Source organism: Vibrio sp. TRT 29B02 (assembly GCF_050113655.1).
Classification (GTDB): Bacteria; Pseudomonadota; Gammaproteobacteria; order Enterobacterales; family Vibrionaceae; genus Vibrio.
Window position 1 is genome coordinate 97,388 of the sequence record NZ_JBNJOJ010000004.1, and the last position, 18,518, is coordinate 115,905.

Consider the following 18,518-nt stretch of genomic DNA (forward strand, 5'->3'; position numbering starts at 1 on the left):
ATTGGTTATTCTAAACCACCTAGAATCTAATAAAATTCTTCATCTAGGTGGCTCGCTTTATGCGGAAAGCATTAGTGAGTCGGCTTTCGCTTCAAGATTTGAGTTACCCATTAGATAACTATCAATAGCGATTGCACACTCACGACCTTCATTGATACAGCGAACAACCAGAGATTGGCCTGTACGCATATCACCGGCAGCAAACACACCTTTTTGGTTCGTTGCAAAACCGTCGGTCGCCACGTTACCACGTTCATCTAGCTTAACATCTAGCTGCGCCAAAACACCGTTTGGCTCTGGATGTAAGAAGCCCATAGCCAAGAATGCCATGTCGCATGGGATGATACGCTCTGAGTTAGCAATTTCTTTAAACTCTGGGCGTTGACCCGGTTGTGCATCTTGCCACACGATGTCAGCAATACGCAGACCCGTCACTTCACCTTTATCGTTGCCAATAAATTCCTTGGTCAAAATGTTCCAATGACGTTGACAGCCCTCTTCGTGCGAAGTGGTTGTTTTCATGATCATTGGGTATTGTGGCCAAGGCATATTTGCAGGGCGCTTTTCTGGTGGGATCGGCATGATCTCTACCTGAGTTACGCTCGCGGCTTTGTGACGGTTTGAGGTACCCACGCAGTCAGAACCGGTATCACCACCACCGATGACGACAACATGCTTGTCTTTAGCGTGAATCTCTTCACCTTTCAGATCCATGTCGTTAGCACGGCGGTTATTCTGAGCTAGGAACTCCATCGCGAAGTGAACGCCTTTTAGTTCACGGCCTGGTACTGGCAAATCACGAGGAACCGTTGAACCGCCAGTAAGCAGAACAACATCAAACTCCTGACGTAGTTGCTGAGCGTTAACGTCAACACCGATATGTTGATTGACCTTGAACTCAACGCCTGCGTCGGCCATCAGGTTGATCTTGCGATCAATCACATCCATACCCAGTTTGAAGTCTGGGATACCAAAACGCAGTAGTCCACCAACTTTCTCATCACGCTCAAATACAGTAACAGAGTGACCTGCGCTGTTGAGCTGCTCGGCTGCGGCTAGACCTGCAGGGCCTGAACCGATGATGGCGATCGTTTTACCAGTGCGAGAACGAGGCGTTTTAGGTTTTGCGTACCCTTCACGGTACGCAGTTTCGACGATGGTTTTCTCAATGTTACAGATAGTGATTGGATCTTGGTTGATACCTAGTACACAAGCACTTTCACACGGGGCAGGACATACTCGACCTGTGAACTCTGGGAAGTTGTTGGTTGAACTTAGGATGTTCCATGCTTCTTCCCAGCTATCACGGTATACCGCATCGTTGAACTCAGGGATGATGTTACCAATCGGACAACCGTTGTGACAGAAAGGCACACCACAATCCATACAACGAGAAGCCTGAGTATTGATTTTGTCGCCAAACTCTTCGTTTAGAACGAATTCTTTGTTGTTTTCAATACGAACTGATGGGTCGAGCTTCTTTGGAAGCTCACGACCATGTTCTAAAAATCCAGTAGGCTTACCCATTATACTGCCTCCACTTGTTCCGTTTGTGCTTGTTCAGCGGCTGCCTTACGCTTTTGAAGTACCGCTTTGTAGTCGCGCGGCATAACCTTAACCATGGTTTCTAGGCTTGCTTCAAAGTTGTCGAGGAAAGACTTCGCTACTTCACTTCCTGTGAATTGAACCTGCTTAGTGAGCATCTCTTTTAGTAGTTCACGATCTTCAGCTTCGATTGGATCTAGATCGACAAGTTCAGGGTTCAGCTTAGTTTCAAAGTCACCAGACTTATCCCAAACGTAAGCGACACCGCCACTCATACCCGCTGCAAAGTTACGACCTGTTGAACCTAGGATGACAGCAACACCGCCAGTCATGTATTCACAACCGTGGTCACCGATACCTTCAACAACGACTTTTGCACCTGAGTTACGAACACAGAAACGTTCACCAGCCATACCACGAATGTATGACTCACCTGAAGTTGCACCGTAGAAACATACGTTACCTACTACAATGTTGTCTTCAGCGACGATGGTTGACTTCGAGTCTGGGTAAAGAACCAGCGTACCGCCTGATAGGCCTTTACCCCAGTAGTCGTTCGCATCGCCTTCAACCTCGAATTTCACGCCTTTTGCTAGGAATGCACCAAATGATTGGCCAGCAGAACCGGTGAACTTAACGTTCATTGGTTTTGGTAAACCTTGGTCTTTGTACACTTTCGAAATTTCATTCGATAGCATGGTACCAGCAGAACGGTCAGTGTTAATGATCGGGAACTCAGCGTTAACGGCTTCGCCTTTCTCAAGCGCAGGGATTGCAGCTTGAATCAGTTTGCGGTCAAGAACCTGTTCTAAATTGTGGTTCTGTTCAGTCTGATTAAAGACACCATCGTTTTCACGCGCATGCTCAATGTGCAGTACTGGAGATAGATCAAGGTTCTTGTATTTCCAGTGACCAATATCTTCGCGAACTTTCAATTTGTGAGATTGACCAACCATCTCATCGATGGTGCGGAAACCGAGCTCTGCCATGATTTCACGTAGGCCTTCTGCCATGTATTGGAAGAAGGTTACGACGTCTTCAACACGACCATCAAAACGTTCACGTAGGGTCTTGTTCTGAGTTGCGATACCAACAGGACAGGTGTTTTTATGACACTTACGCATCATGATACAACCTTCAACAACCAGTGCCGCTGTCGCGATACCCCATTCTTCAGCACCAAGCAGTGTTGCTACCGCTAGGTCACGAGGTGTTTTCATCTGACCATCTGACTGAACTACGATACGGTTACGTAGGCCGTTTTTCAGCAGTGTCTGGTGTGTTTCTGCTAGACCCAGTTCCCAAGGCAGACCTGTATGGCGAATCGAAGACATTGGTGATGCACCTGTACCACCGTCAAAACCAGCGATAAGAACCACATCCGCCTTCGCTTTCGCTACACCAGAGGCAATCGTACCTACACCGGCTTCTGATACCAGCTTGACGTTAACTCGGCCAGCACGGTTGGCGTTTTTCAAATCAAAGATTAGCTGAGCCAAATCCTCAATTGAGTAGATGTCGTGGTGAGGAGGTGGCGAGATTAGACCAACACCTGGTGTGGAGTGACGAGTCGCACCAATCCAGTCATCAACCTTATCACCTGGTAGCTGACCACCTTCACCCGGCTTAGCACCTTGAGCCATCTTGATTTGTAGCTCATCGGCGTTAGTTAGGTAGTAAGACGTCACACCGAAACGACCTGAAGCAACCTGTTTGATTGCTGAACGCTCCCAATCACCATTCTCTTTACGCTCGAAACGAGAAGGGTCTTCACCACCTTCACCTGAGTTCGATTTAGCACCAATGCGGTTCATCGCGACTGCGAGAGTAGAGTGTGCCTCGTAAGAGATCGAACCAAATGACATTGCACCGGTAGCAAAACGTTTAAGGATGTTTTCAATCGGCTCCACTTCTTCTAGCGGGATAGAACCTGCTGGATTCTTAACGAAATCGAGCTGGCTACGTAGCGTTGCTGCGTTATCGCCTTGATCATCAACCGCTTTCGCATATTGCTTAAACTGAACATAGTCTTTGTTACGAGTTGATTGTTGAAGCAGTGAAATAGTTTCAGGGTTAAACAGGTGTTTTTCACCACGCTGTTTCCACTGATAAACACCACCAACATCCAGTACTTGAACAGGGATTTCACGTGTTGGGAAGCCAATACGATGACGTACAAGCACTTCTTTGGCGATGTCATCAATAGTAAGACCTTGGATACGCGAAACCGTACCAGTGAAGTACTTGTCGACAACAGACTTGCTGATACCCAGAGCTTCAAATATTTGTGCACCGTGGTACGACTGCAAGGTTGAAATACCCATTTTCGAGAAGATCTTCAATAGACCGCCGTTGATCGATTTGCGGTAGTTCTCGAACAGTTCTCGAATGTTGGTTTCAGGATCCAGTTTTTTGATGCGTTGCAGTTCAACCATAGTCTCAATAACTAGGTATGGGTTGATTGCGTTTGCACCGTAGCCAATCAGAGTCGCAAAGTGGTGCGTCTCACGAGCATCACCAGTCTCGATAACTATGTCACACTTAGCACGGAGACCTTTACGGATCAGGTGATGGTGTACAGCGCCAACGGCGAGCATTGCTGGAATAGCTGCGTGGTTAGAGTTTACTGCGCGGTCTGTTAGCAAGATGATTGAGTAACCATCGATCACGGCATCTTCTGCATATTGACAGATACGCTTCAGTGCACGCTCTAGCTTGCCTTCATCTTCACTTGCTTGGAATACGATATCTAACGTCTTAGCCTGTAAGTGCTCGTTATCGATAGCACGAAGTTTTTCAAGCTCAGAGTTTGAAAGTACTGGCGATTCAAGCTCAACTTTTTGACAGTGCAGTGGTGACTCGGCAAGAAGGTTCTGATCCTTACCTAGGTAAGTATTCAGAGACATAACCATACGCTCACGAATCGGGTCGATAGGCGGGTTAGTTACCTGAGCAAATAACTGTTTAAAGTAGTTTGAGAGGTGTTGCGACTGGTGCGAAAGGATCGCAAGTGGCCAGTCGGCACCCATAGCCGAAAGTGGCTCTTTACCATCACGAGCCATAGGAACGATAATCTCGTTCACTTCTTCTGAGCTCACGCCAAATGCTTGCTGCTTGTGCAGAAGCTTTTCCGGTGACGGTTGGCTGAATTCGTTGCTCGCATCCGGCAGTTTCTTCAGGCTGAGCAGATTCTCTGCTACCCATTTCTCGTAAGGCTGTGCTGATGCAATGCCGTCTTTTACTTCTTCATCAGAAATAATACGCCCTTGCTCTAGGTCAGCAACGAAGATACGACCCGGTTGTAGGCGACCACGGAATTCGACGTTTTCTGGTGCAATATCCACAACACCAGACTCAGACGCCATGACTAAGAAATCATCTTTTGTCACTGTGTAGCGAGAAGGGCGAAGGCCGTTACGGTCAAGAGTTGCACCTACCTGAACACCGTCTGTGAAACAGACTGAAGCTGGGCCGTCCCATGGTTCCATGACGTTGGCATGGTATTGGTAAAACGCACGACGAGTTGGATCCATGTTTTTGTTTTCTTGCCACGCTTCTGGAATCATCATCATCAATGCGTGTGGCAGGCTACGACCCGAAAGAACCAGAAGTTCTAGCGCCATGTCGAAGTTAGATGAGTCGGAAGCACCTTCCTGACAGATAGGCAATAACATATCGATTTCAGCTTGAGTAAACAGGTCTGATTCGATGATCGCCTCGCGTGCTTTCATCCAGTTCAGGTTACCGCGAACGGTGTTGATTTCACCATTGTGAGCGATGTAACGGAAAGGTTGAGCTAAGCGCCATTTCGGGAAAGTGTTGGTTGAGAAACGAGAGTGAACCAGCGCAAGTGCTGTCACCATCGTTGGATTCTGTAGATCGAGGAAGTACTGTGGTACTTGCTCTGTTGTCAACTGACCTTTGTAGACAAGTGTTTTGTATGACATTGAGTTGATGTAGAAATCATCACCAATGTTAGAGACACTTTCTAGACAGACTCGAACTGTGTAGTTACGCAGTACGTACAACTTACGCTCTAGCTCTTCAGGCGTGATGCCAGGACCACCAGAGATGAATACGTGTTCGAATTGCGGTTCAGTGCTTAAAGGGTCAGCACCGATCATTGAGTTGTCTGTCGGCAAGACACGATAGCCGATAACATCGAGCTCTAGACGTTTAGCATTACGTTCTAGGATATCGCGACATTGCGCGCGTTTGTGTTCGTCTTTTGGGAAAAGCACCACACCAACGCCGTATTTCTCGAAAGAAGGCAGCTTGATACCAAGCTTAACGGCTTCTTCTAACAGAAATTCGTGTGGTTTTTGTAGCAAGATACCAGCGCCATCACCTGAGCAAGGATCACATCCTTGACCACCACGGTGCTCCATCCTTGCAAGCATATCAAGAGCTTGCGTAACTACTTCGTGCGATTTACGGTTTTTTAAGTGAGCAACAAAACCGATACCACAAGCGTCATGCTCCAATTCAGGAGTGTACAGACCTTGTGAAGTTTGCTCTCTATCTACCATGGATACATCCTTCCAGTTCAAATAGGCGCAATTGGGCTAGTCGAAACTAGTTCTACGTCCTGTCCTTTATTTTTATGATTCGAAGTCAGCCTAGCTGGCGACTTTGATTCCATTCCGTCTCTCGCTGAAAAATATGGCGAGAAAAACAATCCTTGGTGAAATCCAGTTTTTTTGTATCACAATCTAGTGATTTATATAGGTAGGAGTAGGAGTTCACCGATGTTTTGCCAAATTTTAATGTAATAAAAAACACAAAATGCAGCAAAATCTGTAAGTATCCTACAATTTACTCAGCACAAAATGCAATCAAAAGTCGTGCTTGTTGCCCAGATTTTTTGCGTTATAAATTGATATTATGTTTAACTTTTGCTTAACAATTGGCTTGAGGCACATTATTTCTGCATGTTTATTGACTTTGCATAACAACAACCCCGTTTGAAAACGTTACATTTATTCCCAAATTGCTTTCAATATTGTAATTAAATTACATAGATCTTAATGATATTTATTTCGTTTTAGGCAAGGGTAAAAATGCAACTTCACGAGCTGGTCAACACTATTGGACAAGACTTACAGAGAAGGTACGGGGAAAAAGTTCATAAACTGACACTGCATGGTGGGTTCAGCTGCCCAAATCGAGACGGCACGATTGGCCGTGGTGGATGCACATTTTGCAATGTCGCTTCGTTCGCTGATGAAGCCGCGCAAATAAAAACTATCCATGAGCAGTTAATCGATCGAGCTGGAGAGATTGCTCGAGCCAAGCGCTACCTTGCCTATTTTCAGGCTTATACAAGTACTTATGCCGAAGTACAGGTTCTTAAAAACATGTACGAGCAAGCATTGAAAGCGGCTGACATTGTGGGATTGTGCGTAGGGACTCGTCCTGACTGTGTTCCTGATGCCGTCCTAGAACTGTTGGCAAATTACGTCGAACAAGGGTACGAAATCTGGCTGGAGCTCGGTTTACAAACGGCAAACAATCAGACGCTAAAGCGCATCAACCGAGGCCATGATTTCGAATGTTATGCTGAGATTACTCGACGTGCACGCGCACTTGGCATCAAAGTTTGTACGCACCTGATTGTGGGCTTACCCAGAGAAACACGTGAAGACAATATCGCGACAATGAAGCAAGTATTGGCGGTTGGCACGGACGGCATTAAACTTCATGGTCTTCATATTGTTGAAGGCAGCACCATGGCGAAAGCATGGAAAGCGGGCAAGTTGTCAGCTCCAGAGCTCCAAGAATACGTGTCGATTGCCAGTGAGCTAATACGTATGACACCTCCCGAAGTGGTGTATCACCGTGTCTCTTCAGCAGCACGTAGACCTACGTTATTGGCACCTTTATGGTGTGAAAACCGTTGGTTAGCCATGACTCAAATCGGTCGTTCTCTACACCAGTTAGGGGCGCAAGGCTCTTTGATAAATCAACCATTTGAATACACAAGGCCGATATTAAAGGCTGATAATTAAGCAATAAGCTGATATCTTTTGTACCCTTATAAAGATTATTCATTGAGTCAGAGTTATAAATGGAGCAAGTATTAGTTTGGTTGTGGGACTCTACCCGCGGGCACGGTTTTGACTTTGTTGTCATCCTACTTGCTATTTTTGCAGCAATAGCTATTTATGCGAAAAATCAGGCGCACCTGATTGAACTACTTGAGACAACGCCCAACGCATTACTGTTAATTGACAGTAAAACTGGTGAATTAATGCTTGCTAACCCAGCCGCGACCCAAGTTTTAGGGGTGCGTAAAGTGGGTAAGAGCTTTATGTTACCAGATTTAGTGACACCTCAGTTTCTGCTTTCTATTCCCTCGTCGTTTACCGGTTCGCGTTTCTCTTCACATATGTTGAGCTGGCCTATTTCGCAAACCAGAGCGATTAAACTTGATGTCTCTGGGCATAAAACTCTGTTTCGCCGCCGTGCAACTTGGTTACTCTATTTCTCTCCGCATCATTTGACCGATCAAGAACTAAAGAAAGAGATCAATTCACTTTCAATGATCAAAAGTGCGTTCGACAACTTGTCTGAGTTGGTCTTTATCAAGAACAATGACGGCCAGATCATCTCAACTAACCGAGCGTTTCAGCGCTTTTGGCATAATCGCGAAGAAGAGGGAACTGCCGATATCCAAGGTGTGATTAAGGGGCGGGCAAGTCAAAGGCGTTGGACAGTGACTCCAGATGGCCGTAGCTGCCTGCTCGAAAGTTACCAGAATATCTTGCTGTCATCTGATGGAGAAAAGCTAGGCACACTGTGTATTAGCCACGATGTGACGGATTGGCACGATATGCAGAAAAACTTGCGCGACGAGATGGAGAAGCGCCGAGATACTGAAGTCGCGCTAGCACAACGCGACACGATCTTACAAAACATCCTCGAATCAAGCCCGGATTCTATCGGTATCTTTAATGAAAACATGGTCTATCAAGCATGTAATCAGCCGTTTGTGAAAGCGTTAGGAATTGCTGACGTTGATGATTTGATTGGTAAGCGTCTGCAGGATGTAATCCCTAATGATAGCTACGAACGACTATCAGAAACGGATAAAAAGGTGCTTTATGAAGGTAAGTCGTTGCGCTATATCGATCGCATGATCAGCAGTAACGGTGCATATATTTGGTACGACGTGGTGAAATCTCCATTCAGAGACCCTGCTTCTGGAACCAATGGCGTACTGATCATGGCTCGTGATGTTTCAGAGCGTTACTTAGCGGAACAAAAACTGGAAGAGGCCAATCAAGAGTTAGAGCGTCTGAGCTTTATTGATGGATTGACTCAGATTTCAAACCGTCGTCGCTTTGATGAACAACTTGAAACACTTTGGTATCTCCATATCCGCGAGCAGCAGCCACTTACGATTATCTTGTGTGATATTGATTACTTTAAAGGTTACAACGACTTTTATGGTCATCAACGCGGTGATGAAGCACTGATCAAAGTGGGGGAAGTCTTTAAGAAAGTGCTTACCCGCTCAAGTGATTGTGTGGCTCGTTATGGCGGAGAAGAGTTCGGCTTCATCTTGCCAAATACCACCACAGAAGGCGCACTGTTAGTGGCTCAGCGTATTCATGAAGGTGTGGCTGAACTTGCTCTAGAGCATCAGAAATCTGAGGTATCCAACCAGATCACGACCAGTATTGGTCTTGTTTCGATTGTGCCTAAACCGATGACCAGCAGCGAAACGATTATCGCTTTGGCTGACAGTGCTTTGTACCAAGCAAAAGCCAACGGTCGCAATCAGACCTGTGTGCATCACACATCAGAGAATTAGCACTTTTTGTTGTAAGGATTCCTTTAGCTGTCGGTAGTGAAAACAGGTAATATTTAACGACTGTTACCGTGCGGAGTTCTCGATGAAGCCGATTAAAAATCTTGCTCAGTATTATGTCGATTTGTTAGTCAAACTGGGCATCCTGCGTTTTTCTATTCTTCTTGCTTTGGCCTTGGTGGCACTTGCTGTTGTTGTCCAAGTCGGAATTACTCTTGTTTTAAGTGGGCACGTCGATGACATCGACATCGTACGCTCAGTTTTCTTTGGCTTATTAATTACTCCTTGGGCGGTGTATTTTCTATCGGTGGTTGTCGATCAATTGGAAGAATCGCGCCAACGTCTCTCCAAGCTTGTCTCGAAATTGAAAGATATGCGTTCACGAGATCAGGAACTCAACCACAAGCTTCAACAAAACATTGCCAAGCTTAATCAAGAAATTGAAGAGCGTATTAAAGCTGAAGAAGCGCGTGAAGAAGCGATGAAAGACCTTGAGAATGAGGTCTACCAGCGTGAGAAAACACAGGTCGAATTGGCGGAGAGAACCGCACTGCTACGTTCGTTTATTGATGCTTCTCCTGACCTTATTTACTACCGCAACGCAGAGGGCGTTTTCTCCGGCTGTAACCGAGCAATGGAAGAGCTGACGGGTAAGAAAGAGAGTCAACTGGTCGGTCTGACACCTTGGGATGTTTACAGCAAGGAAGTCGCTCAACAAATTGTTGATACAGACCAGAAAGTTTTCTCTGATAATCAAGCACTAACTTATGAGCAGTGGCTTGAGTATCCTGATGGACGTAAAAACTATTTCGAATTGCGTAAAGTTCCTTTCTACAGCAAAGAGGGCCGTCACTTAGGTCTGGTGGGCTTTGGTCGTGATATCACAGAGCGTAAGCGCCATGAAGAATCGCTAGAAAAAGCCAGCCGAGATAAAACAACATTTATATCGACGATCAGTCATGAGCTGCGCACCCCCCTTAACGGTATCGTTGGTTTGAGTCGAATGCTGCTTGATACTCAGCTTACCGAAGAGCAGCGTAACCATATGCAGACCATTAATGTCAGTGCAATTACCTTGGGTAACATCTTCAACGACATTATTGATATGGACAAGTTCGACCGCCGCAAACTCGAACTTTATCCATCGACACTTAATTTTGAAGAATTTGTCGCAGAGATGGAGAGCATCTCTGCATTGATGGCGTCGCAGAAAGGGCTGCGCTTTGATCTGGAACGTCTGAGCGAACTGCCTAGTGCGATTGAAGTCGATGCGACTCGTCTCCGTCAGGTACTTTGGAACCTCGTCAGCAATGCGATGAAGTTTACCAAAGAGGGAGGGGTGGTGATGACGGTCAGCTCTGAGATAGAAGACCAACACGCTCATATTACGATGGAGATAGAGGATAGCGGTATCGGTATCCCAGATGCTGAGCTCGAAAAAATCTTTGCCATGTACTATCAGGTCAAGTCTGGGAAAGACAACCTCCATGCAGTCGGAACAGGTATCGGTCTTGCTGTGTCAAAGCAGCTAATCAATATGATGAACGGCGATATTACCGTCTCGAGTGAAGAGGGATTTGGCAGTACTTTCACCGTCACTATCAGTGTGCCATTGGCAGAAGTTGAAGAGTCTTTATCATCAGTGGCTGCACCATCGCAAGAACTCAATATCTTTATGGTTGAGGATATTGAGCTCAATATTACGGTTGCTCGTTCACTGCTAGAGAGTATGGGACATGAAGTTTCAGTTGCCATGACAGGTATGGAAGCGATGGAAATGTTTGATCCTGAAATTTACGACTTGGTGTTCCTAGATATCCAGCTACCAGACATGACCGGGTTTGATGTTGCAGAATACTTTAGACGCACATACTCGGATCTGCCGCCATTGGTAGCCTTGACGGCCAATGTCCTCAAGAACAAACAAGAGTACCTTGATAAAGGGATGGATGATGCGATCAGTAAACCTCTTTCAGTGACTGCGGTGCAAGAGGTTCTGGCTAAGTTTACTCAAGGAGAGGTGGAGCAAACCAAGTATCAAACCGTCGAGCCCGAAGTGATCGCCGAAGGTGGGGAGATCTATTCTCGTATACTTGACCTAGATATGCTTGAGTCCTATGTCAGTATTGTTGGGCCAGAGCCTGTACTTAGCAGCATTGAGATGTTTGAAGAGATGATGCCAGAGTACTTGCAAGTGTTGGACTCAAACATGGTCGCCAAGCATCAGGAAGGTATAGTTTCAGAGGCTCACAAAATTAAAGGAGCCGCAGGCTCTATTGGATTAAAGCATATTCAGAGCGTGGCGCAGAAAGCGCAGTCGCCAGATTTTCCAACTTGGTGGGAAAACATCGACGATTGGGTTGAAGAAATAAAGAATGAGTATGACAATGATATTCATATCTTGAAAGAATGGTTACAACACCACTCGGAACGACAAAGGTGAATCAAATGAAAAAGTTAGCAGCACTCTCACTTGGTGTGGCGTTAATGGTGGGCTGTACTTCACAACCTGTAGGCTGGGAGCAAGGCAACCAGTTGGAATTCGCCGATACCACTGTAGTACTCAAAAGTAATCTTTGGATCAATAAGATGCCCACCATTGGCGAAGTGCAAGACAGTACTCTACATGGTGCGCTCTATTTAGAATCTGACAAACCGTTACCAGCGGAGCTAGATGTTGAAAGCGTGTCTATTCAGCAAGGTGATCAGAGCTGGATTATCGACGGGGATTTACTCGAACTTCGCACCCATAATCAGAACCAGTGGGAAGTGGTGTTTGTATGGCAAATTCCCCTCGATTTGGACCAACCAGTTGACGTGGCATTGCATATCAAACGCGAAGACAAAGTGGATTGGTTAGTCGAGAAAAACGTCAAGATAGATACCGTCTACTAACGCAGACAGATAGAAATAAAAAGGCTTGCTCCAAGGGAGCAAGCCTTTTTTATCGAATGATTAGTATGTTATTTGCTCGCCGTCTTGAGACCAGCATTAACATCGAGGATGTCTTGCTCACTCAGTGTACCAACGGCTTGACGTAGCTGAAGCACACTTAGAATGTAATCGTAACGAGCGTTAGATAGGCTCTTATTGGCATCATATAGACGACGAGTAGAATCTAGAACGTCAACAATGGTACGTGTACCAACATCAAACCCCGCTTCTGTTGCTTCAAGGGCTGATTGTGCCGAGACAACGGTCTGCTCGTAAGCACGTAGAGCACCAATTGATGCGCTGATGTTGTTGTTGAATGCGCGAACATCTTTCACAACACTACGGTAAGCAGCTTCAAGATCTTGGCTTGCTGCAACATAGCTGTATTCAGCCTGTTTAGTTTGCGAGCTAATGTTGCCACCTGTGTATAGTGGCACATTCAGATTGACGCCAATGTTGAAGTTATTGGTTGTGCCGTTTGAGCTGATGCTGTCTGAAATATCGCCGTAGTTGTATCCACCATCAAGTGTTAGCGATGGTAGGTGTCCTGAACTGGCTAGCGAAATGTTGTCTTTGGCTACGTCTTGCGCGATACGTGCAGATAGCAAGCTTAAGTTTTTCTCTTGGGCTTCGTTCACTAGTGCATCAATTGCCGTAGATGTCTTACTTGCTGAGAAACGCTTAGTATCAAGAACATCAAGATTCGAGTGCTCTTGACCGGTAATTTCACGCAGACCTTCGTAGCTGTTGACTAGGCTGTTTTGTGCCAATACTTCATCAGCGAGTACTGCGTCGTACTGTGCTTGAGCGTCATGTACGTCAGTGATTGCTGAAAGCCCAACCTCAAAACGTTGCTTCGTTTGCTCTAACTGACGGCCAACCGCTGCTTTCTCTGCCTGAACAAACTCTAGGTTGTCTTGTGCACGCAATACATCAAAGTACGCGGTCGAAACACGCAGAATCAAAGCTTGTTGTGCTGCGGCATAAGACGCATCTGCTTGGCGTGCTGATTTTTCAGACACATCCAGAGCAACCCAGCTAGAACGTTGGTAAAGTTCTTGCGAGAAGTTGATGCCAGCTGTTAGCGCATTCTTATCGTTGTCAATAGTACTACCCGCGTCCAAATCCGTGTCGCCACGTGTTAGGTTGTAACCAGCAGTCAAATTAATTTGTGGTAGAAGTGTTGCACGGCTAGAGGTCACGGCTTCAAAGGCAGCATCACGCTGGGCTGCGGCACTAAGTAGCGTTGGGTCATTCTCTTTTGCTTGATTGTAAATGTCTGCCAGAGTATCAGCGAAAGCGTGAGTACTTAGGCTGCCTAGTGCTGCACTGATAACTAGTGGAAGCAGTTTCTTCATAGGTTCAATTCCTGCCAAAAAACGAAAAATATTAGTCATCAAGAGTTTAACTCAATTGATGGCAATTCACTCGAAAACTTTGCAAAGTTTTACACTTAACTATCCAGCTGTGCAATAAATATAATTCATCAATTTAAATTAAACTGCAAAAATTGTATGAAAAGTTGAGCCACGTCCTTGGAAGTTACGCTTAGGTCTGAGTAAACTATAAGATTCACTCAGAGAGGTGCCAAATGCAACAGTCTGACCAGCAACATAAGCAGTTTACTCGCCAAGATGTGGAAATAATCTCAAAAGAAACACTGTTTCAGGGATTTTTTAAAATGATTAAGTACCGCTTCAAACATAAGTTGTTTGAAGGTGGGTGGAGTGAAACTATCGAACGCGAAATGTTCGAGCGTGGACACGCAGCGGCTATGCTACCTTACGATCCAATTAGAGACGAGGTGGTATTGATTGAACAGATCCGCGTTGGCGCTCTTGAACATGACAGCCCTTGGCAGCTGGAAATCGTCGCAGGCATGATAGATCGTGAAGAAGACGCTGAAAGTGTTGTTCGACGTGAAGCAGTAGAAGAAGCCGGTATTGAAGTAGGTCAGTTAGAGAAAGTAACCTCGTATTACCCTTCATCAGGCGGTTGTTCCGAAAAACTTGATGTGTATGTCGGTCAAGTTGATGCGAGTACAGCGAATGGGATTCATGGTTTAGACTATGAAGGTGAGGATATTCGAGTTCATGTGGTATCCCGCCAGCAAGCCTACCAATGGGTTATTGATGGGAAATTTGAAAATGGTGCCTCCATTATTGCATTGCAATGGTTGGAGCTTAACCAGCAACGTTTGAAGAGACAATGGCGCACGTAGCACTAAAGAAACCGTATCATGTTGATTTATCTGACCTGATGCGCACATATGAGACAAATTACGCAAAACTGAACGCTTTGCTGCCTTATCAGCCGAGTGTCGGTGATGTACGCTGCTATCAAGCTGCTTATATGACGTATCAGATTCAAGTGGTCGAAGTCACAAAGTACACAACTTTGGTCGACATTTGTCAAAGTGATGACGTTCCAGTATTTCCATTGCCAACAATGTCTGTCAGGCTCTACCACGATGCTCGCGTAGCAGAAGTTTGTAGCTGTGAACATCTTAAACGTGTGAATGCGCGATACGACTACCCGAATGATAAGATGCTGCAACAAGATGAAAAGGTACAACTCAATCGTTTTCTCGGTGATTGGCTGTCATTTTGTTTGAAACAGGGTATCAGTCGCACTCCATTGAATATTTAGGTTTTAGTTTTGAAAGTAACGTCAAGTTCCTTAGATAGCGGCAGTATAAAGCTACTCCAGATTACTGATACTCATTTATTTGAGCCAGCGGATGGTAGTCTGCTCAGTGTTAAAACTCTCGATAGTTTTAGTGCAGTTATTGCCGCTATTGTGCAGGAGAAGCGATCGTTCGATGCGATTCTCTCAACGGGTGATATCTCTCAGGATCACTCTGCTGGCTCCTATCAAAGATTCGAGCAAGGCATTGCACCACTTGAGAAAACATGTTTCTGGTTACCGGGCAATCATGACTTTAAACCGGCCATGGGTTCGGTCTTACCTTCACCTCAGATTCAACAGGTTGAACATGTCTTGCTCGGTGAAAAGTGGCAAATGATATTGCTTGATTCTCAGGTTGTCGGTGTACCTCATGGTCGCTTGAGCGATCAACAACTGACACTGCTTGATGAAAAGCTCACCGAATATCCAGAGCGTTATACGCTTGTTTTAATGCACCATCATCCCCTGTTGGTTGGTAGCCGTTGGTTAGATCAGCATGCACTGAAAGATGCTGAAGATTTTTGGCAAGTGGTAGACAAACACAGCAGCGTTAAAGCGGTGTTATGTGGGCATGTGCATCAAGATATGAACGTTGTGTATAAAGGTGCGAGAGTGATGGCCACGCCATCGACTTGTGTTCAGTTTAAACCTAATAGCGATGACTTTGCGTTGGATACGCTTTCCCCAGGCTGGCGTGAACTAGAGTTACATGCCGATGGCAGTGTGTCGACAGAAGTAAAACGCTTACCAGCTGGCAGTTTCCAGCCTGATTTCACTTCTGCTGGCTATTGAGGAAAGGAAATGAAACCGTCTTTACTACTTTATATTCACGGTTTTAATAGTTCACCATTGTCACTCAAAGCAAATCTAATGCGAGAGTACTGTGAACAGTATCGTCCAGATATTAAGGTAGTGATACCGCGTTTACCTTGTTTTCCTGAGCAAGCTGCACAGCATCTGTTGGATATTGTCAATCAATACAAAGATGATTATCAGATTGGCTTGGTCGGAAGTTCGCTTGGTGGTTATTTTTCGATGTGGCTCAATGCGCAGTTTGCCTTTAAAGCGGTAGTGGTTAACCCTGCGGTCAAGCCTTATGAGCTGCTTGCGGATTTTCTTGGTGAGCAAGAAAACCCGTACACTCAAGAGCGTTATGTTTTAGAGCATCACCATATTGTTGAACTCAAGCAACTCGACACTCCGGTTATTAACACGCCGTCGGACTTTTGGTTGCTACAGCAAACCGAGGATGAAGTTCTCGATTATCGTCAAGCAGTGCAACATTTTTGTGGAGCTAAGCAGACTGTCGAGCAAGGTGGTGATCACAGCTTCGTCAACTTCGAGCGTTATCCGGCTAAGATCATCGAATTCTTGGCGCTTTAATCTGCCTGCTTAGTGTTGATGAACCTAACGTCTTTCGCTCTCAATGACATATTCATTGAGGGAAGAGTCATAATTTTACTTGTTACTTACTTATCTCTCTTGACATAATTGGGTCTGTTCCAGACTATGTCTCACCAGTACTTGTGTGGATTTGAAGTGTTTGGATTTTCGTCGTTAACCTTGTGGATACCCGACAAGGTTGCCATTTAAGCCGACACATTTAAATCGCCTGCCAAGTAAACCTTTTATTACCTAAGACGAAATTCCGTATTATGACTGAACAATATAATGCTGGGGCCATTGAGGTTCTTAATGGTTTGGAGCCAGTACGTCGCCGACCAGGGATGTATACGGATACAGCGCGCCCAAACCACTTGGGCCAAGAAGTCATCGACAACAGTGTCGATGAAGCGCTAGCCGGACACGCTTCAAAGGTTCAAGTAATTTTACATGCCGACCAATCACTTGAAGTGATCGATGATGGTCGTGGCATGCCTGTAGATATCCACCCTGAAGAAAAAGTTTCAGGGGTTGAACTGATACTATGTAAGCTGCACGCTGGTGGTAAGTTTTCCAATAAAAACTACCAATTTTCAGGTGGCTTACACGGTGTTGGTATCTCGGTAGTAAACGCGCTGTCCAAGCGTGTTGAAGTGACCGTTCGTCGTGATGGGCAAGTGTATGAAATTGCATTTGAACATGGCGAGAAAGTATCTGACTTAACGGTGACTGGCACTTGTGGTCGTCGCAACAAAGGTACCAGCGTTCACTTCTGGCCGGACACGAAGTATTTCGATTCAGCAAATTTTTCTGTTACACGTCTAGTCAATAACCTACGAGCAAAAGCGGTTCTTTGTCCTGGCTTAGAAATTACCTTTAGCGATAAGGTAAATGGCAAAGATTACAGTTGGTTATACGAAGATGGCCTGAAAGACTACCTAGCTGAAGGTGTCAAAGGGTACACGGTTCTACCAGAAGAACCTTATACCGGTGAGTTTTCTGCTGAAACAGAGGCTGCTAACTGGGCCGTGATCTGGCAACCAGAAGGTGGTGAGCTGATCACCGAAAGTTACGTTAACTTGATTCCAACGGCACAAGGCGGTACTCACGTTAACGGTCTACGCCAAGGCTTGCTCGATGCAATGCGTGAATTTTGCGAGTTCCGTAATCTGTTACCGCGTGGCGTGAAACTGACGGGGGATGACGTTTTCGATCGTTGTTCTTACGTGTTGTCGGTGAAAATGCAAGATCCGCAGTTTGCTGGTCAAACTAAAGAACGACTCTCTTCACGTCAGACGGCGGCATTCGTTTCTGGCGTCGTTAAAGACTCATTTAGCCTGTGGTTGAATGAAAAGCCTCAGTTAGCTGAGCAACTGGCGGAAGTCTGTATCGCCAACGCACATCGTCGTATGCGTGCGAGTAAAAAGGTTGTGCGTAAGAAAGTCGCTTCAGGCCCTGCTTTGCCAGGTAAGTTGACGGACTGTTCCGTTCAGGACTTAAACCGCACTGAAATCTTCTTTGTCGAAGGTGACTCGGCAGGTGGTTCTGCTAAACAGGCGCGTGATCGTGAGTTTCAAGCGGTAATGCCGCTACGAGGTAAGATCCTGAATACTTGGGAAGTCTCGCCTGATCAGGTTTTAGCGTCTCAGGAGGTTCATGACATCTCTGTGGCATTAGGTATCGATCCTGATACCGAGAACTTAGACGGTCTTCGCTACGGTAAAATTTGTATCCTTGCCGATGCGGACTCGGATGGTCTTCATATCGCAACTTTGCTATGTGCATTGTTTACACGCCATTTCCGTTCGCTAGTTGAAGCGGGGCACATCTATGTCGCGATGCCTCCACTCTATCGTATCGACTGTGGTAAAGAGGTTTTCTATGCGCTTGATGATGATGAGAAAGAAGGCATTTTAGAGCGTTTGTCGAAGAAGAAAGCCAAGATCAACGTGCAGCGATTCAAAGGTCTGGGTGAAATGAACCCACTTCAGCTACGTGAAACGACCATGGATCCCAACACTCGTCGTTTGGTTCAGTTAACGATTGACGATAGCGAAGCAACGATGGAAATGATGGATATGCTGCTAGGTAAGAAGCGAGCGGATGACCGTCGCTCTTGGTTGCAAAGCAACGGCGATATGGCAGAGGTTTAACG

Annotated in this window: 12 protein-coding genes; 9 read left to right on the forward strand and 3 right to left on the reverse strand. The window is 45.7% G+C overall.

Annotated elements, in window-relative coordinates:
* Positions 1 to 57: 57 nt before the first annotated feature.
* Entirely contained in the window at positions 58 to 1,527 is a 1,470-nt protein-coding gene (locus tag ACQEXT_RS04020; RefSeq protein WP_426950729.1) for a glutamate synthase subunit beta, read from the reverse strand.
* On the reverse strand, positions 1,527 to 6,074 hold the full coding sequence (gene gltB, locus ACQEXT_RS04025; protein WP_426950731.1) for a glutamate synthase large subunit: 4,548 nt from the start codon (positions 6,072 to 6,074) through the stop codon (positions 1,527 to 1,529). The genes ACQEXT_RS04020 and gltB overlap by 1 nt, the downstream gene beginning before the upstream one ends.
* 531 nt (positions 6,075 to 6,605) lie before the next feature.
* Here gltB and ACQEXT_RS04030 point away from each other — a divergent pair.
* From ACQEXT_RS04030 to ACQEXT_RS04045, 4 genes are all read left to right on the forward strand, one after another.
* Positions 6,606 to 7,553, forward strand: a complete 948-nt coding sequence (locus ACQEXT_RS04030) for a TIGR01212 family radical SAM protein (RefSeq protein ID WP_331416207.1) — start codon at positions 6,606 to 6,608, stop codon at positions 7,551 to 7,553.
* 59 nt (positions 7,554 to 7,612) lie between these two features.
* Positions 7,613 to 9,361, forward strand: a complete 1,749-nt coding sequence (locus ACQEXT_RS04035; protein WP_426950733.1) for a diguanylate cyclase domain-containing protein — start codon at positions 7,613 to 7,615, stop codon at positions 9,359 to 9,361.
* Positions 9,362 to 9,443: 82 nt separating this feature from the next.
* A complete protein-coding gene (gene arcB / locus ACQEXT_RS04040) occupies positions 9,444 to 11,801 on the forward strand; it encodes an aerobic respiration two-component sensor histidine kinase ArcB (RefSeq protein ID WP_426950734.1) in 2,358 nt (785 codons plus the stop codon).
* Positions 11,802 to 11,806: 5 nt separating this feature from the next.
* Entirely contained in the window at positions 11,807 to 12,253 is a 447-nt protein-coding gene (locus ACQEXT_RS04045) for a hypothetical protein (RefSeq protein WP_269376574.1), read from the forward strand.
* Positions 12,254 to 12,321: 68 nt separating this feature from the next.
* Here the strand turns inward: ACQEXT_RS04045 and tolC are convergent, their stop codons facing one another.
* On the reverse strand, positions 12,322 to 13,650 hold the full coding sequence (tolC, locus tag ACQEXT_RS04050; RefSeq protein WP_426950736.1) for an outer membrane channel protein TolC: 1,329 nt from the start codon (positions 13,648 to 13,650) through the stop codon (positions 12,322 to 12,324).
* A 233-nt stretch (positions 13,651 to 13,883) separates the two neighbouring features.
* On the opposite strand from tolC, the gene nudF reads away from it, so the two are divergent.
* From nudF to parE, 5 genes are all read left to right on the forward strand, one after another.
* Entirely contained in the window at positions 13,884 to 14,513 is a 630-nt protein-coding gene (gene nudF, locus ACQEXT_RS04055; protein ID WP_138972542.1) for an ADP-ribose diphosphatase, read from the forward strand.
* Positions 14,501 to 14,941, forward strand: a complete 441-nt coding sequence (locus tag ACQEXT_RS04060; protein ID WP_138972541.1) for a DUF1249 family protein — start codon at positions 14,501 to 14,503, stop codon at positions 14,939 to 14,941. The genes nudF and ACQEXT_RS04060 overlap by 13 nt, the downstream gene beginning before the upstream one ends.
* Positions 14,942 to 14,950: 9 nt before the next feature.
* Entirely contained in the window at positions 14,951 to 15,772 is an 822-nt protein-coding gene (gene cpdA, locus ACQEXT_RS04065) for a 3',5'-cyclic-AMP phosphodiesterase (protein WP_331427063.1), read from the forward strand.
* A gap of 9 nt (positions 15,773 to 15,781) precedes the next feature.
* A complete protein-coding gene (yqiA, locus tag ACQEXT_RS04070; RefSeq protein WP_138972539.1) occupies positions 15,782 to 16,363 on the forward strand; it encodes an esterase YqiA in 582 nt (193 codons plus the stop codon).
* 272 nt (positions 16,364 to 16,635) lie between these two features.
* Positions 16,636 to 18,516: a DNA topoisomerase IV subunit B gene (parE, locus tag ACQEXT_RS04075; RefSeq protein WP_426950738.1), complete on the forward strand. Its 1,881-nt coding sequence runs from the start codon at positions 16,636 to 16,638 to the stop codon at positions 18,514 to 18,516.
* Positions 18,517 to 18,518 lie beyond the last annotated feature (2 nt).

Coding starts and splice junctions, on each gene's coding strand:
- tolC (WP_426950736.1), bottom strand. CDS start 13,650: ATGAAGAAACTGCTTCCACTAGTTATCAGTGCAGCACTAGGCAGCCTA.
- ACQEXT_RS04060 (WP_138972541.1), top strand. CDS start 14,501: ATGGCGCACGTAGCACTAAAGAAACCGTATCATGTTGATTTATCTGAC.
- ACQEXT_RS04030 (WP_331416207.1), top strand. CDS start 6,606: ATGCAACTTCACGAGCTGGTCAACACTATTGGACAAGACTTACAGAGA.
- parE (WP_426950738.1), top strand. CDS start 16,636: ATGACTGAACAATATAATGCTGGGGCCATTGAGGTTCTTAATGGTTTG.
- nudF (WP_138972542.1), top strand. CDS start 13,884: ATGCAACAGTCTGACCAGCAACATAAGCAGTTTACTCGCCAAGATGTG.
- gltB (WP_426950731.1), bottom strand. CDS start 6,074: ATGGTAGATAGAGAGCAAACTTCACAAGGTCTGTACACTCCTGAATTG.
- ACQEXT_RS04020 (WP_426950729.1), bottom strand. CDS start 1,527: ATGGGTAAGCCTACTGGATTTTTAGAACATGGTCGTGAGCTTCCAAAG.
- yqiA (WP_138972539.1), top strand. CDS start 15,782: ATGAAACCGTCTTTACTACTTTATATTCACGGTTTTAATAGTTCACCA.
- arcB (WP_426950734.1), top strand. CDS start 9,444: ATGAAGCCGATTAAAAATCTTGCTCAGTATTATGTCGATTTGTTAGTC.
- ACQEXT_RS04035 (WP_426950733.1), top strand. CDS start 7,613: ATGGAGCAAGTATTAGTTTGGTTGTGGGACTCTACCCGCGGGCACGGT.
- ACQEXT_RS04045 (WP_269376574.1), top strand. CDS start 11,807: ATGAAAAAGTTAGCAGCACTCTCACTTGGTGTGGCGTTAATGGTGGGC.